Origin of the sequence: Clostridium sp. AF37-5 (assembly GCF_003477605.1) — a bacterium.
Taxonomy (GTDB): domain Bacteria; phylum Bacillota; class Clostridia; order Lachnospirales; family Lachnospiraceae; genus Eubacterium_F.
Genome location: NZ_QUDR01000033.1, coordinates 1,388 through 18,328, shown reverse-complemented (window position 1 = coordinate 18,328; position 16,941 = coordinate 1,388). Strand labels below are relative to the sequence as shown.

The following is a 16,941-nucleotide window of genomic DNA, read 5'->3' as shown; positions in this document are numbered from 1 at the left end:
TTGGGAACACACCTGCATAGCAGGTGGTTTATTTTTATTGCCAATACAACAAAGAATTTCCCACTGCACATTTATGCAGTAGGAAATTCCTTTGCCATACCTTCCTATTTTTCAAATCTCCACGAAGAAATATGATAATCCTTTCCCCGAAACACAAAATAAACATCATGCTCTCCCGTTACGCTCTGCGCAAGATTAGCTCTTATTTCTTCATACACATCTCCACCACCAGTAGGCTTCACGTCCACTTCCGCTACTTTCTTACCATTCTTTGCCACTTCAGGTCCATCCAGCCAAACCTCTATTTTTCCACTTTCCTTTTCCGAGGCAGCCTGAATACGAATACAATTTGCACCTTCCTCTGAAAAATCGACACTTGAAACGCCAAGCCAGTCTCCGGTATGAATCGAATCTACCACCATTTTATTCTGAGATTCAGATTCCTTTGTTCGCAGTCCTCCATTCCATGCCATCGTCGATGCATCACATTCTATATACGGATTCAACTGCACAACCGCAGATAGTCCTCCATATGTTGCTTTCGCCTCAATTGTCAGTTTTCCATTTGAATCTTCCCCTACATTAAGTTTATCCATATGCAATGTCCGGTACCCCTGCTTTGTTCCATATGCCGTTTCTTCCAGCATAGTTGTATGATATATAATATACCACTGCCCTTTAAACTGGATTAATTTATGATGATTATTATAATAGTTTCCAAACACCGATCCCGGATTAGCAAATAACTGTTTTTGATATTCAAATCCACTCATTGGCTTATCACTTGTCATAAAAGCAATACAGCAGCTTCCCGTTGTTTCATCACCGCTTGGAACCTTCCAGTTTGTACAATAAGAATATACATACGTTCCATTTATTTTATTAATTTCACTATCCTCAAACAAATAATACGGATCTAATTCTTCCGGGTCTGATACCAGACTGCACATATCTTCACCCAGTTTCACTACGCGCGCCGACTTTGGATGCTCACTATCCGTACCCGTTCCGCCGCCAAAATATAAATAACCAGTTCCGTCATCATCAACAAGAACCGCAGGATCAAACAGCCACGGTACTTCACTTGAGGAACAATTTGGGGTATCACGAGAAATCAGCCTTTTTCCACTTGGATCTTCCCATGGTCCTAACGGGGATTTTGAACGCAATACGCCAATTCCGTCTCCACCATTTGCAAAATAGAGATAAAACATAGTTCCATTTTTTTCTTCCCGTTTACAAATCGTTGGCGCCCAGGAATGTTTTGCCCATGTAGCCACTTCATTTACCTTAATAGTTCCATGATCTGTCCAGTTTACCAAATCCGCAGATGATATACAGCGCAGTTCACATGTATTGTATGAATTAGAAATTACATTACCTTTTGAATCCGTTTCCATTTTATCTGCTGTACCAAAAACATACAATCTTCCATCATATTCAACCGCCGTCGGGTCAGCCATAAAATTCTGTGTAATCAATGGGTTATTTCCAATCATACCTTTCTGTTCACTAAAACTTTTGGTCAATTGCAAATTATCCGTGTTTGCATCCTGTTCTTCAGATGGTGTGTAAGGGTCATAGCTTTTTTTCTCACCGGCAGAAACTGTATACTTGACATAAATCTTACTAATTTCCAAATCATCAATATTTACACCATAGGATGGTCCTTTAAAAAACAATTGTCCGGCTGCCGTCGTCGCCTCCAAATCATACAACAGCTCAATTTCACCACCAGTAAATCCAACCTCGTCATTGGTGTTAAATATATTGGAGTTCGTCGTCTGGCTATCATCAACAAGCCAGCTTCTGAATCCTTTTGTGCCATGATAAGTTCCTTTAAGCATTACGCTAAGAACTTCTCCTTTATTTATATTTTCCTTCAATGGAAACTGAAAATTCTCAGCATCCTGTATATGAAGTGTTTTCGTCTCTGAATCATAAGAACCAGCCTCACTGGCATTATTCATCCGGCATGTTGAAAGGTCTATCTCTTCATATCCTTCCGGCACATCCGACGCCGGAGTCTGGCTCGGCTGTGCCGTATCACTCGGTTCTGTCTTGGATGTATTATCCTGTGTCGCCGTAGGCGTCACTGTTGGTGTACTTTCTGTCTTCCTCGGATTTTTTGTGGTTTGCGGCACTTTCGTATTTGTAACATTTGTTTTTTTCGCTCCCTGCGCTCTAGCAACTTTCACTTTACATTTCAAGTGGTAATTCTTCTTTTTTGTCTTTACCTTAGCTACAACAACTGCCGTTCCTATTTTCTTTCCCGCAACAGTAACTTTGTTCTTTTTCTTTTTCGTTAATGTAATTATCTTTTTGGTTGTTTTCCACGTTGTCTTTAAAATCCCTTTACCCTTTATACGAATCGTTTTTTTCTGTCCTTTCTTCAGTGAAAGCACTTTTGTCTGCATTTTCGGTGCCGCTTTAGCACTTACCTCGTTCTCCATTCCGAGCGTGGTAAGCATTAATGCCGCTGCCATTCCACATGCAATTACTGATTTTGTTTTTCTTCGCATAAAAAAACCTCCTTTTTGAAATTGTTATTTATGATTTAATCATAACATATAAAAAAGAGAGGTTTCCATTCTACTTTTTTTGCTTCTATTGTAATTTTTGTGCATTCTTAATTTTTTCTTTTACGACGAAAATCTGAAGGCGAAATACTCATTTTCTTCTGAAAGACTTTAACAAAATAACTTTCACTGGAAAAGCCGCATTCTTTCGCAATTTCCTTTATCGTTTCATTACTGCTTGTCAAAAGTTCCATTGCATAATTCAGACGAACTTTGAGAAGATATTTAACCGGTGTCATACCACACTCCTGTTTGAATACTCTCGTCAGATAATTCTGGGACACGTGTAACTCTTCCGCTACTTCCAAAATACCATCAATTCTTTCAAATCGTCCTTCAATTATTTTCATTGCCTCTAATACCATAGGTGAAAACTTGTATCGTTCTGTCAATATCTCATGTGACAACTTGCACAAAAAATCATATGCTCCGGCAAACATCAAATACCGGCTGTCTAACAGAGACAATCTCCGTTTTATAATCAAATCTACCATGCTCGTAATCGCCATGCTGTTCGGCGGCATGTAAAATACTATTCCTGCTTTTTCAAGTATTTGATTGCAATATTTCTTAGTCTGTTTCGTAACAATAAACATAATCCAGCAGTACCGCCATTTTTCTTTTGTTCCAGGCTCCGGATACCGTTTTGTCTTCGACGGTTCAAAGATAAGAGCAGCGTGATTTTTCCCACATACATGTTTAATTCCCTTTTCATCTTCTACAATCCCACTTCCTTGTATTGTATACAAAAATGTGTATGTATAAATAGGTCGTTCATTGTGCTTAGTAACTTTATCCGGATACCACTCTGTCTCTACCCCAAGCGCAGTAAGCCTGAGTGGTCCCTCCAAAGTTTCTTCCTCACTCAAATATTCAAAACCAAAATGAAAATCATGATCAAACATTTACATTCCTCCTCAAAACATCTGAAAAAAAAACAGCCGACACATCTATATATATGCCAACTGTAAAAAACGGAGAAGGAGGGATTTGAACCCTCGCGCCGCTATTAACGACCTACTCCCTTTCCAGGGGAGCCCCTTCAGCCACTTGGGTACTTCTCCAGCTGAATAAAATTAAAATATATAATATGGTAAATACCATAAACGGAGAAGGTGGGATTCGAACCCACGGCCCCTTTCGGAGTCACCGGTTTTCAAGACCGGCTCCTTAAACCACTCGGACACCTCTCCAAAGACTGCTTGAACAGTATATCATCCCCATCCCCACCTTGTCAAGCATAAATTTCCGAAAGCCACAAGCCATGCAAAAAAGTAAAGAATAAATTTTGTCGGGAGCTTGCTCACGTAAAAAAATTTGTTCTTTTGCTTTTTTATAGGGCGACAGCCCGTGACTGAGCAGGCTTTGCCTGCGAGGTCGCATGGCTTGGGGCTGAGTTTTGGGCGACAGCCCGTGACCGAGCAGGCTTTGCCTGCGAGGTCGCATGGCTTGGGGCTATGTTTTGGGCGACAGCCCGTGACTGAGCAGGCTTTTCCTGCGAGGTCGCATGGCTTACTCCCCCAGTTTCAGTCCAGGCACCGCATTTAAATCAAGCCCATGGCGCACTCCCTTCACAAAATCATAATACCCGGCAGCACCAATCATCGCCGCATTATCCGTACACAAAATCGGCGTCGGCATATAAAAAGAATACCCTCGTTTTTTGCAAGCCTCTTTCATACCTTCCCGCAGCCCCGAATTGCAGGCAACACCACCCGCAATTGCTACTTTCTTAATGCCATAATCTTTTGCCGCAAGCATTGTATGATTCACAAGCACATCCACAACCGCCTGCTGGAACGACGCCGCAATATCTGCCTCTGAGTAAGAAAGACCTTTCATTTTACAACCATTAATATAATTTAATACCGCAGATTTTACACCACTGAAACTAAAGTCATATGGCGCCCCATCAATCGAAGCACGCGGAAATTCAATTGCCTGTGGATTTCCTTCTTTTGATAATCGGTCAATTTTAGGACCGCCCGGATATCCAAGGCCAATTGCTCGTGCCACTTTATCAAATGCCTCACCCGCGGCATCATCTCTTGTTCTTCCTAAAATCTCATACTCTCCATAATCGCGCACAATCACCAAATGACTGTGTCCGCCGGAAGCTACCAGACATAAAAAAGGCGGCTCCAATCCCGGATTTGCTATGTAATTTGCCGATATGTGTCCTTCAATATGATGCACGCCGACAAGAGGTTTATCTGCTGCATAACTAATCGCTTTTGCAGCACCAACGCCCACCAATAAAGCTCCAACCAAGCCGGGGCCATAAGTGACACAGACCGCGTCCATGTCATCCAATGTCTTTCCGGCTTCTGTAAGAGCCTCATCAATAACCTGATTAATTTTTTCGATATGCTTGCGCGAAGCAATTTCCGGCACAACGCCACCGTACAGTTTGTGAATATCAATCTGCGATGCAATAATATTAGAAAGAACTTTCCTTCCATTTACAACAACTGCCGCTGCTGTTTCATCACAGGAACTCTCAATCGCAAGCACTGTAATATCTTTTTGTTCCAAAACAATCCTCATTTCTGCCACAGGGCTACTGATTTTGTTTTTTCGATTTCAGCGGATTAAACTCACGGATTCGCCATTTGCCATCTTCTTTTACAAGAATTGCATACCAGTTCACCGTATTATAATCATTGTCTGTACGAACAAAATAGGAAAACTTCAAATAAACCATTTCTGTTCCATCAATCGTTTTATACTGAAACTTATTTTCATCTTCTATGCTGTAATTAATAATCTTGCGTTTTTTCGGAGGATATTTTTTCTTCTCTGCCGAAATCTCACTTTCCATCTTATCCTGTGAATTTTTTTTCTGAAGACTTTCACAGTAAAGCACACGGAGTTTTCCAACAAGCGTTGAAAAGTCATCGTCAGATAATTTTTTATTATAAATACACTGGTTGATTCTTCCAAACAGTTTAATAACCTCTTTCGGAGTTTCCGGATATCCGGCATCCATATCTTTTGCAACCAGTTTTTCCGTCTCCGTCGTCGGTGTATGCACGGTATCCTGCAACTGCAGTTTCTTCATATACTGGTAATATACTGCCAGCACGCCAAGAACAACAAGCACAACAAGAATCAAAAAGGTAATTAAACCACGTTTTTTCTTCTTTTTTTCTTTCCGGTTCATGCACACCCTCCTCTCATATCACTACTCATTTTCTTTCTTTTCAAACGTCAAATAAGCCGACTTTCTGTCCTTTCCCGGTTTTGCAGCTGGAAAAATCTTACGAACCGGCTCCATAAAATCATCCGGCCGGATTAATGATGGACTATAATGTGTGAGCCACAATTCAGAAACCTCCGCTTCTTTTGCCAACTGTGCCGCCTCCGTAAACATCATATGTCGGTTTTCTTTCGCCTTTGATACCATCTCCGGCTCACCATACATCCCCTCACAGATAAACAAATCTGCCTTTTTCGCGTGTTCGACAATTGTAGGAACCGGTCTTGTATCCGTACAATACGTAACCTTCAATCCCTTCCTTGCCGGACCAAGTACCATATCCGGTGTATAGGTTTTTCCTTCCCAATCTACCGTTTTCCCCTTTTGCAGGGAACTCCAAACTTTCATCGGTACATCATTTGCTTTCGCTTTCTCCGAATCAAATCGTCCTGCACGCTGTATAATCTGGCTGTAACCATAACACGGAACCGTATGTTTAACACGAAACGCTTCCAAAATATAGCCACATATTTCAAACCGATGGAACGATTCCGTCAACTCGATATACTCAATTTCAAATGGAAGTCCGGGCGCCACAACAAGCAGTGACTCCACCACTTTTTTCATCCCTTTTGGTCCGATTATCGTCAAACGCTCGGTCCGCTCCGCATTTCCCATCGAAAGCAAAAGTCCCGGAAGACCGCTTACATGGTCACCGTGAACGTGCGTAAGGCAAATCGTGTCAATGGCATGCATACTAAAACCCTTTTCCCGAATACTCACTTGGGTTCCCTCACCGCAATCAATCAAAAGACTGCTGCCATTAAACCTTGTCATAAGCGCCGTCAGCGCTCTTCTTGGCAGCGGCATCATGCCACTGGTACCTAAAAGGCATACATCCAGCATGGTAAAATCCTCCATTTCTCCCATTCTTCCTTATTTTATCATACTTGCCCTATATTTTCAAATTAAATCTTCATGGAGCACTTCAATCTTCTCCGTTTTTTTCACAGGTATTACAAACTGATCAATCATTTTCTCGTAACATGACTCACAAATAGCAAATTCGTGAACTTCCAAATCCCGTTTTGAAAAATATCCCCACTCTTTTCTCACCCAAAGCGCCTCTTTTTCAATCTGTCGGCCACATGCATTACACTGGCAAATCCTCTTTAGCAAAGCAGTTGCCCCCTTTCCACATGATAGCAACATTATAACAGAGGGGCTTCTCAGCTTCTAGTTGTAATATTTTCCTTTTCCATGCGTTCTCTCTCCGCCTGCGATAACCGAAGATACATTGGAGCAAACTCCGCTGCCTTCATCTGTCTGCCCTGCTCATAATATTTCTTTCCAAGCGCTGTGACAGAAGACGCTCTCTGATACCGCACACTGTCTGCGCAAAAACGACACAAAAGTCCCTCGCACTGTTTGATTTTCTCCTGAAATACCGGAACGCCATCCCCCAAAAAGATGACTTCCCGTTTCGTTTCTTTTGCTTTCTGTAAAACCACTTCAATCGGTGCCGCATCCGGTTTCTCAATTTCTACCGGCACTTCTTTCGACACATCATAGATGCCATAATACGCCTGCTGCCTTCTTGCATCCATAATTGGGCAGACCAACGCCTCCGCACCCGCAAGATTGTAAGCAAGCCCTTCCAATGTCGGCACTGCTATAAGAGGAATCGAAAGTGCTCCTCCCAATCCTTTTGCAGTTGCTGCTCCGATACGAAGCCCGGTAAAAGAACCAGGTCCGCTTGCAATCGCAATCGCATCCAGTTCTTTTACAGAGACATCCGCCATCTCTAACATATCGTGAATCATCGGAAGCAATGTCTGGGAATGTGTTTTCTTATTATGAATGGTATACTCTCCAACCAATTTATCATCCGACTGTAATGCCACGCTTGCCACCAGTCCGGAACTGTCTATTCCTAATATATTCATCATTTTCACCTCATCTCGTCTAATGTTATCTCTCGAAAATCAAATCCTTTTTCCAAATCTTTTGCAATCGTTACCTGATGGCAGTCATCCGGCAGAATATCTCTTATCTGCGACGCCCACTCAATCAGGCACACACCGTCCCCATAAAAATAACCTTCACAGTCTAATTCATACATTTCTTCCACATCCGCAATCCGGTACACATCAAAATGATATAACGGAAGCCGGCCTTCATGATACTCCTGAACAATGGTAAAGGTCGGGCTTGTAACCGGCTCCGTGATTCCCAGTCCATGGGCAAATCCTTTGGCAAATACAGTCTTGCCAACACCTAAATCTCCCTCCAGCAAATAAATATCACCGGGAGATGCCTGTCTCGCAATTTCTTCCGCCACCGCAAAAGTTTCTTTCTCACTATTGCTCTGCCAAATCATTTCTTCGTCTTCTCCTTTACAAATGCCACCAGTTCATCAAATTTTTCCTCACAGGAATTTCTGGTAATAATTGTCGCATATATTGCTGACGTAAATAAATACATTTCATTTTTCCGATACACCACCTTGCGCAAATCACTCCACTTGCAGGAGGACGAAGCCTCACCCTGTGTCACGGAAATTCCTTCCTCATCAATATGGCAGAACAGAGGAATCTGCATTTCTTCCTGTGCCATCTGGCGTCTTCCTTTTTTCGCAAGAGTAAGCGGCTGAACAATCAAAAACAAAACCGCAATCACAATCCAGACCACACGCTGGTTTGCATTCCACATATTCCATTTTATAAATACTGCTGCCAAAGAAGCAATTCCTAGAAGTATACCAAATAACCCGGTTGCTTTCGTATAATTATAATGAAGTAGAAAACGACTCATCGTTTTCCCATCCAGTTTTAATTCAAAATCCATCGACATCTTTCGTTCTCCTTTCCGAATGGCATCGTAATTTCAGTATAACAAATGCCCTCTTCATTGACAAGCCTTAGGTTTTTTAATACACTATTATATAATAAAACAACTATTCAGGACTTCATGTAAAAAAATCAATGGAGCGTCGTGCCTGCACGTAAGAAACATTGATTTTGCTACATGAGGTCCGAATAGGACTCCCCCGCCCGCATATGAGCATTTTTAGCCTTGTCAAAGGCAAAAAAGAACACGAAGTGTTCAAAATGCGAATATACGGGCAGGGGAGTCCTGAATAGTTGAAAACAACCCACAGGGAGGAACATCATATGTTTGGTTCATTCATTGGAAACGTCGCCGGCATTTCCTACTTTCTTGCATTTCAGATTTTAGGAATTCTTTTGGCGCTGTATTTATTCCAGAAAGAAAAAACGGGAACAACGCTTTTATTCGGCAGCGTATTCGGCAGTTTTGCCCTTCACTGGCTGCCTACCATTTACGCTTTTTTCTTTCAATTTTCCGTAAAAGCACATTTATTTGCTTTTATTACTTTTGTCGCGATTGTCTGGGCTGTGTTAGCTTTTGGCAAAGAACACACGCTATTTAAAGGACGATTTAAAAAGCCGGATATTGTTGCACTTTTCCGCGAAAATCCTGCTTTATTTCTCTTGCTTCCTTTATTTATTTATACCTGCTATGTACTTTTGCATGCTACCATTCCATACATCAATGGAAGTCTGCACAGCGGGCAGAGTACATACGGCGATATGAATATGCACTTAGGTTTTATTACAAGTATTGCCAAGCAAAAAACTTTCCCGCCGGAATACTCCATTCTGCCGGGCACAAAACTCGCCTACCCATTTTTATCCGACAGTATTTCCTCAAGTGTTTACATCTGGGGAACTTCTTTGCGGACAGCCTATCTTCTGCCGATGTTTTTTGCCTTGATTCAGGTCTTTTCCGGCGTCTATCTTTTGGCAAAAAAAATCATGCGGTACTTTGGCGGCAGCATCCGCGGAAAAAGTTTTCTTGCTATCGCTCTTTTCTTTTTCAATGGCGGTTTAGGCTTTTACTACTTCATGAATAAGGGGCTGTTTAGTGAAAACTTTACCCGTATTTTCACTGCCTTTTACGAGACACCAACGAACTATGTACAGGCAAATATTCAATGGCACAATATCATCTGCGATATGTTGATTCCACAGCGTGCTACCTTATTCGGATGGGCAATGCTGTTTCCGATTCTCATCCTGCTCTACCGCGCAGTAGAAGAAAAAAGCACCTTATACTTTGCAGCTGCCGGTGTGCTCGCCGGAGGACTTCCGCTGATTCATACACACTCGTTCCTTGCTCTTGGCGTTATGTGTGCCGGCTTTGTCATTCTTACCATGCGCAAAAATGCAAAGGAAGCAAAAGAATTCACCATCCCGGTCTGGGGACGTTTTCTTTTAACTGCTGCATCCTTATTTGCACTTACTTATATCAGTCTGCGTCAGAAATCCGATACACCGATTGAGGCAAATACTCTGCTTATTATCGGCGTCCTGATTGCAGCAGTTTTAGTTCTTGGTATGCTTGCCTCTTTGATTACTTCATGGGAAAAGCAAACCGCAATCCACTGGGGCATGTTTCTGGGAATCGTATTGGTAATTGCTCTTCCGATTTTATTTACCTTTACTTTCAAACAAGCTTCCGGCGATAATTTCGTCCGTGGATTTTTCAACTGGAACAACTCAAATGTAGAAACAATGGATAATTACATCGTCTTCTACCTAAAGAATCTCGGAGTTATGTTTATTCTCCCGGTTCTTTCACTCATTTTTGGCACAAAAAAACAGCGCCGGATTATGATGCCGGCTCTGTTCCTTTGGTTGATTTCAGAGTTTGTTTTGTTCCAGCCAAACCCTTATGACAACAATAAATTAATGTTAGTATCCTATTTCTTCTTCTGTGTGGCAAGTGCTGATTTTGTATGGGACACTGCCGTGAATTTCTGTGAATTTACCAAAAAGAGAATTCACATCCTGCGTCCGGTTCTGGTAACCATCGTTGCCATCTTAGGCACACTTGCCGCTGCCTTAACAATGGGAAGGGAAGCCGTTGCCGACTATGAGCTTTACAGTGCCGACTATGTTTCCCTCTGCAAATGGATAGAAAAAAATACGGAACCATCGGATATCTTTTTAACCGCAAACAATCACAACAATGCAATTGCCTCACTGACCGGTCGAAACATTGTATGCGGCTCCGGAAGCTTTTTATACTTCCACGGTCTTGACTATGCCGCACAGGAAGCCGATGTAAAAACGATGTACGAAAATCCGGAAGCCCGTGACAGTCTGCTTGAAAAATACAACGTTACATATATCGTAATTGGTCCTTGGGAAAATGGAAGCTATTCCATCCCTGATATTAATGCATTTGCCGAAAACTACGACTGCGTCTACAACAAAAACGGAATTTTAGTATTTGAAGTGTAACATCACTTATTCGCAGGAACATACTTGATAACACCTGAATCGTAAGTTGTTTCACTTTCGATCTGACTTTCGTTTGTTCTGCGTACTAACAAATACAATTCCTGATTAGCACCAACCAAAACATCATAAATTACATCATCTGCCAAACTGTCAAAATTGCCATCTGCGCTGAGACGGGTGGCAGATGTTTTTTGTCCAAAATCACTAAACCGATAAAGTCCTGACAAATTAAAAGCATACATCTGCCAGTTCGTTGTATCGCTGTCAAAATACCACTCATATTTTTTATTATCTTCCGAGATATCGTCTCCAAATTCGGAAGTACGCGATAAAGTCTGTGAATCCAATACGCCAAATTTTTTCTTTGACATGGAATAATACACAATCTCATTTTCTCCATATCCTACTCTTTTCGAAAATGCGCCATCCGAAACAGATTCACAGAGATTTGTTCTCGTTCCGCTCACAGAGTCAAACCACATGGCACTTGACGAGTTAAACACAAGCATCGGTGTTCCGTCTTCTGTTACATGAAATTCTGTTACATCGTATTCCTTTGCATAATCTGTTTCACTGCCATTTTCTTCTACCTTAGTCTGCAATTTTGTCTTTTGCACCGCATTTGAATTTTCATCAATGGTAAGAAGATAATATTCACTGGCACCACTTTGTTTTTCAAATGGATTTGCATTTTCATCATACAATTTAACCTGCATAAGGGCATAGAGATTTCCATCATCGCCCCGTGAAATATAGGGAAGGTCCACAGAATCCACAGAGCCCTCCATTGTTTTTTTCACAAGTTTCGTAAGCGCCTTACGTCCATATTGTTTCGTCTGCCAGTCGCCCGCCGAATTTAACGTATACTCATAAATCGAGCAGCCCGTATCGTCCTCGTCATCCGATCCTACTGCATACTGATAAAGCGCCGGCTCTCCCTCTGCATTTGTCTGTAAATCAGTGACCTGAATTTCATCTTCATCCAATAACTCATCCGGTACACTGTAAAAATCCTGTTCAACATACTTATTTCCCTGTGATGGTTTTTCCGTCGGCTCACTCGTTTTGGAACCGCCGCTGCCACACCCAGTTACAAGCATAGCCCCTACACACAGCATCACTAACAGTCGTTTCATCTCATCCTTCTCCTTTACAATATCATTGACAGCTGAATCCGCTTCTTCTGCATATCCACCTGTAATACTTTAACATCTACTACATCTCCAACAGAAACAACATCCAGCGGATGTTTAACAAATTTTTTATCCGTCAGTTTAGAAATGTGAACAAGTCCGTCCTGATGCACACCAATGTCTACAAAGGCTCCAAAGTCAATAACATTACGCACGGTTCCTTTCAAAATCATGCCCTCTTTTAAATCTTTCATTTCTAATACGTCACTGCGCAAAATTGGTTTTGGCATCTCATCACGCGGGTCGCGTCCCGGTTTTTCCAATTCGCGGATAATATCTTTCAACGTAATCTCGCCAACGCCAACCTGCTCCGCCAGTTTTTTGGTATCCTTTGCCATCAGTGATAAACCGGTAAGCCCACCGGCAATATCCTCCAGCTGATACCCCAGCATTTCCAGTAACTTTGTCGCTGCCTCATAAGATTCCGGGTGCACACTCGTTGCATCCAGTGGGTTTTTGCCACTGGTGATGCGCAAAAATCCCGCACACTGTTCATAAGCTTTCGGTCCTAATTTAGCTACTTTTAAAAGTTCTCTGCGGCTCTTAAACCGGCCATTTTCCTCACGGTAAGTTACAATATTTTTAGCAATTGCTTTGGATACACCGGATACATATTCAAGCAATGACGCCGATGCCGTATTCAAATCAACACCAACATTATTTACGCAGTCTTCTACAACATTTCCCAGTGCCTCACTCAATTTTTTCTGGTTCATATCGTGCTGATACTGCCCAACTCCGATACTCTTCGGGTCAATTTTTACAAGTTCTGCCAGCGGGTCCTGCAGTCGTCTTGCAATCGAAACAGCACTTCTCTGCCCCACGTCAAAATTCGGAAATTCCTCTGTTGCCAGCTTGCTCGCTGAATAAACCGACGCTCCTGCCTCATTGGTAATAATGTATTGAACCGGACGATTCAATTCCTTTAACATATCTACAATAACAAGTTCAGATTCTCTGGACGCCGTTCCATTTCCAACCGAAATCAGGCTGATGTTATACTTTTCAATCATGGCCTTTACAATACGTTTGGTCTCTGCCACTTTATTCTGCGGCTCCGTTGGAAATACCACTATGGTGTCAAGCACCTTTCCCGTCTCATCCACGACCGCCAACTTACAGCCGGTACGAAATGCCGGATCCCAGCCAAGTACCACTTTGCCGGCAATTGGCGGCTGCATCAAAAGCTGCTCCAAGTTTTTACCAAACACACGAATTGCCCCATCTTCTGCCGTCTCCGTTAACTCATTCCGGATTTCTCTTTCGATTGCCGGCGCAATCAAACGCTTATAACTGTCCGCAATCATCTCTTCCAGATACGGTGTTGTATATTCATTTTCTTTCACAATTACTTTTTTACACAAATACCGCAGAATATCATCCTCAGGCGCCTCAATTTTTACGGTCAGAATTTTTTCTTTCTCACCGCGGTTAATTGCGAGGGTCTGATATCCGGACACCTTGGAAAGCACCGTAGAAAAATCATAATAATTTTCGTAAACCGTTTTCTCTTCTGCATTTTTTGCCGCAGAAACCAATGAGCCTTTCTGCATCGTTGTCTTACGAATTGCAGTTCTGTAATCGGCTTCGTCCGCAATTGCCTCCGCCAAAATATCCAGCGCTCCGGAAATTGCCTGCTCCACTGTCGTAACTTCTTTTTCCTCATCCAGATACTGCTTTGCTTCTTCTTCCACGGAATGGTCTAACATCTGCAAAAGAATCTGATTTGCCAGTCCTTCCAACCCTTTTTCTTTTGCAATCGTAGCACGTGTGCGTCGTTTCGGACGATACGGACGGTACAAATCTTCCAAAAGCACCTGGGTCTGTGCCGCCAGAATCTGCTGCTTGAGTTCTTCGGTTAATTTCCCCTGCTCCTCAATGCTGGCAAGTACGGTCTCTTTTCTTTCTTCCAAATTACGCAAGTACGTTAATCTCTCATCCAGATTACGCAGCTGCTCATCATTTAACGAACCATGTTTTTCTTTCCGGTATCGGGCAATAAACGGAATTGTACAGCCTTCGTCAATCAATTCCATCACTGCTTCAACCTGCCATACTTTAATTTTCAGTTCTTCTGCTATTTGTTTTGCAATATTCATTTCTCTGCTCCTAATATAATCCTTTTTTACTTGGGTTAAAACCTAACGACATTCTAACATTTTCGGGAAAGAATTTCAATTAGGGGTTTTGGTAGGGATGTGCGAAGTGTTCGTTGGTGCTTTTTTGTATTCCAGTAATTCCGTAGAAAAGCTTTGTGGCTTGTGGGCGCTCTCGCTCGTTGAGTGCGTAACGGTATGGGCACTGAAACTACCAGTGCCACATACCGACGCACTCAAAACCCACTCGCCGCAAAGTTTTTCTACGGAATTACTGGAATACAAAAGAACTAGCTGCGAACATTTGGCGCAAACCAGCCAAAATTCTAAATAGATTTTCCTCAACCACTCACCACAAATGATAATATTTTTAATTTTGTTAATTAATATGATTCCCATAAAAAGAAAGCACCCTGTCATGGGTACTTTCCTATGATTTAAGCCCTACATATAGCACATCACTTTTCTCACCCCGCCTTTTTTATTAGGTATCTTTATTTCACTTGATATTTTTTTGCCAGCGTCTGATATCCTTTTTTTGTTACCTTTATTACAATCTTCGTTTTTTTCTTCAGTTTTGTTTTCAACTTAACAGTAAATTTCTTTCCCTTAACCGAAGCTTTTTTATATGCTTTTTTTCCAACCTTAACCTTCACAGTTGCCTTTGATATAGACACTTTACCATAAATCTTCTTTGTATTCTTTTTACATCTTACACCAAGCAACTTTATCTTTTTCTTTACAGAAGACCCAAATGTTTTTTTCTGATTCATATTATCTGATAATCTTGCGTTTTTTGATGAATTACTTGTTAATATAGGTTTTTTCGACACAACAGGAGTAGCAGTTGGCTCAACCGACTGCATAGGTGTTACTGTTATTTGCGGTCTATCTGTCTCATTCGAAGCTACAGTACCCGACTTTTCCCATGCATAAGAAGAAAGATTAATATGCAACGCCGGACGCACACCATAAGTATAATAGCAAGCACTTTTACCACCAAAATTACCACCACCATCAGTATAAACATACTGAACACTATCAGCATGATAAATGCTCGGCGAACGCAGCCACCAATAGCAATACAAACCCTCTGAATTCCCGCCATTAACTTTCACATAGTCACTGGTCTTAGCTTGTCTTGTATTAGATTCTTCTCCAAGCTCTGTATCAAATCCATAAGTAGAATTGCTTGCTTCCTTCTCCGATAGCAAATACACCTTATCCTTAGTATCATTTCCTCCCTCTACCTTATATTCTTCTCCATCCACATCTTTCCATACACTATCTTCATTAACTACCGTCGTTTCCTTTATAGCCTGCTTTTCCTTCTCAGTAAAAGCAGTATTACAAAAACCTTCATTTAGCCACTTGCGCAATGTGCAAGTTTCCCATGTAACATCTTCATCTTCTTCATGATATAGTTTCGCATCCAGACATCGATCAGCTAGCAAAAATGCATCATCCCCGTCCACTGACAACACACGCCATTCAATTGGGTTTTGTTTCCACGATGCTGTCTGATTATAGTTTCCTAACCAAATACAGTCCCAAGTAGTAACACCATCTTTCTCCCTTGGAGCATGAATTCCGTCTGTCTGCGCCGTAGCATTTCCTTCTGAGTCTACTTCTCCAGCATCCCGAATAATTGAAGAGGACAAATTAACATGCAGTGCAGGACGCACACCATAAGTACCTCTAGGAATAGAATACTCACTATATATGCCCCAACAAGCATTACCTGAACTTGTAACAAAGTCAGAAATGTACCCAGGTGAACGAAGCTGCCAATAACACCACTCATCATAGTAAAATATATCATTTACTTTCGCATAATCACTAAATCTAGCCTGTCTAGTTTTCGATATCTCTAAATCAAAACCATACGCAGCATTCTCCACTTCCTTCTCCGATAACAGATATACTCTATCCTTTGTATCATTTCCTCCTTCTACTTTATGTTTATAACCATCTGAATCCTTCCACACACTATCTTCATTAACTACCGTCGTTTCCTTTACAGCTTTCTTTTCCTCTTCAGTAAAAACAGTGTTATAAAACTCCTCATTCAACCACTTACGCAATGTGCAGTTTTCCCATGTGATTTTTTCATCTTTTTCATCGTGATATGCTCTTGCATCCAAACACTGGTCAGCAAGCAAAAGTGCATCATCTCCATCTACCGATAACACGCGCCATTTAATTGGCTCTGCCCGAAAAGTACCCTCTTGATTATAGCTGCCAAATTTAATCTTATCCCATGTTGTCACCCCATTCGCCACTCTCGGACTTTGAATTCCATAATTCTTTCCATCTGCCATAGCATTATTTTTCGGAAGTGCAATACCTGTAAGCAGAACCACTCCAGCCAACACAATACCGATTGCTTTTTTCCACTGTTTCATATTTTTTCCTCCTAAACTATTCAATTAATATATAAAAAATACATGCAAGTTCCTTACGGACAATGCATGTATCTTTTATTCTATGTTTTCTATTTTCATTTTCGAGTACACAAAGAAACACAAAGTAATATCACTTAACTCT

At 41.6% G+C, this 16,941-nt stretch carries 13 protein-coding genes and 2 tRNA genes; 1 reads left to right on the top strand and 14 read right to left on the bottom strand.

The genetic code is table 11. From position 1 onward, the window contains the following. Nucleotides 1-104: 104 nt before the first annotated feature. The 11 genes from DW019_RS14185 to DW019_RS14135 all read right to left on the bottom strand — a co-directional run bounded on the left by DW019_RS14185 (nt 105) and on the right by DW019_RS14135 (nt 8,631). A complete protein-coding gene (locus DW019_RS14185) occupies nt 105-2,522 on the bottom strand; it encodes a glycoside hydrolase family 43 protein (protein ID WP_118443987.1) in 2,418 nt (805 codons plus the stop codon). Between the two features lie 107 nt (nt 2,523-2,629). Next, complete coding sequence (locus DW019_RS14180) at nt 2,630-3,484, bottom strand: AraC family transcriptional regulator (RefSeq protein ID WP_117479949.1); 855 nt, start codon at nt 3,482-3,484, stop codon at nt 2,630-2,632. A 70-nt stretch (nt 3,485-3,554) separates the two neighbouring features. Further along, nucleotides 3,555-3,643, bottom strand: a tRNA-Ser gene (locus DW019_RS14175). Between the two features lie 43 nt (nt 3,644-3,686). Next, nucleotides 3,687-3,772 (bottom strand) — tRNA-Ser (locus DW019_RS14170). 319 nt (nt 3,773-4,091) lie between these two features. After that, on the bottom strand, nt 4,092-5,126 hold the full coding sequence (tsaD, locus tag DW019_RS14165; RefSeq protein ID WP_118443986.1) for a tRNA (adenosine(37)-N6)-threonylcarbamoyltransferase complex transferase subunit TsaD: 1,035 nt from the start codon (nt 5,124-5,126) through the stop codon (nt 4,092-4,094). 13 nt (nt 5,127-5,139) lie between these two features. After that, the gene (locus DW019_RS14160; RefSeq protein ID WP_117479964.1) at nt 5,140-5,742 is read right to left on the bottom strand and encodes a DUF6715 family protein; all 603 of its coding nucleotides are present in this window, start codon (nt 5,740-5,742) and stop codon (nt 5,140-5,142) included. A 21-nt stretch (nt 5,743-5,763) separates the two neighbouring features. Then, complete coding sequence (locus DW019_RS14155) at nt 5,764-6,684, bottom strand: ribonuclease Z (RefSeq protein ID WP_022376601.1); 921 nt, start codon at nt 6,682-6,684, stop codon at nt 5,764-5,766. 57 nt (nt 6,685-6,741) lie between these two features. Then, the gene (locus tag DW019_RS14150) at nt 6,742-6,957 is read right to left on the bottom strand and encodes a hypothetical protein (RefSeq protein WP_242989475.1); all 216 of its coding nucleotides are present in this window, start codon (nt 6,955-6,957) and stop codon (nt 6,742-6,744) included. A gap of 50 nt (nt 6,958-7,007) precedes the next feature. Continuing rightward, nucleotides 7,008-7,727: a tRNA (adenosine(37)-N6)-threonylcarbamoyltransferase complex dimerization subunit type 1 TsaB gene (gene tsaB, locus DW019_RS14145; protein WP_347461741.1), complete on the bottom strand. Its 720-nt coding sequence runs from the start codon at nt 7,725-7,727 to the stop codon at nt 7,008-7,010. Between the two features lie 2 nt (nt 7,728-7,729). Continuing rightward, a complete protein-coding gene (gene tsaE / locus DW019_RS14140; protein WP_022376604.1) occupies nt 7,730-8,158 on the bottom strand; it encodes a tRNA (adenosine(37)-N6)-threonylcarbamoyltransferase complex ATPase subunit type 1 TsaE in 429 nt (142 codons plus the stop codon). After that, complete coding sequence (locus DW019_RS14135) at nt 8,155-8,631, bottom strand: YcxB family protein (protein ID WP_022376605.1); 477 nt, start codon at nt 8,629-8,631, stop codon at nt 8,155-8,157. Before DW019_RS14135 ends, tsaE begins: the two co-directional genes overlap by 4 nt. Nucleotides 8,632-8,951: 320 nt before the next feature. Here DW019_RS14135 and DW019_RS14130 point away from each other — a divergent pair, with 320 nt between their 5' ends. Continuing rightward, a complete protein-coding gene (locus tag DW019_RS14130) occupies nt 8,952-11,105 on the top strand; it encodes a hypothetical protein (protein WP_118443985.1) in 2,154 nt (717 codons plus the stop codon). A 2-nt stretch (nt 11,106-11,107) separates the two neighbouring features. Here DW019_RS14130 and DW019_RS14125 read toward each other — a convergent pair whose 3' ends face one another. From DW019_RS14125 to DW019_RS14110, 3 genes are all read right to left on the bottom strand, one after another. Beyond that, the gene (locus DW019_RS14125; RefSeq protein WP_118443984.1) at nt 11,108-12,241 is read right to left on the bottom strand and encodes a hypothetical protein; all 1,134 of its coding nucleotides are present in this window, start codon (nt 12,239-12,241) and stop codon (nt 11,108-11,110) included. 14 nt (nt 12,242-12,255) lie between these two features. Then, on the bottom strand, nt 12,256-14,397 hold the full coding sequence (locus DW019_RS14120) for a Tex family protein (RefSeq protein ID WP_118443983.1): 2,142 nt from the start codon (nt 14,395-14,397) through the stop codon (nt 12,256-12,258). Nucleotides 14,398-14,888: 491 nt separating this feature from the next. After that, nucleotides 14,889-16,799 (bottom strand): DUF6273 domain-containing protein, encoded by a 1,911-nt coding sequence (locus DW019_RS14110; RefSeq protein WP_118443981.1) that lies wholly within the window; start codon nt 16,797-16,799, stop codon nt 14,889-14,891. Nucleotides 16,800-16,941: the final 142 nt, after the last annotated feature.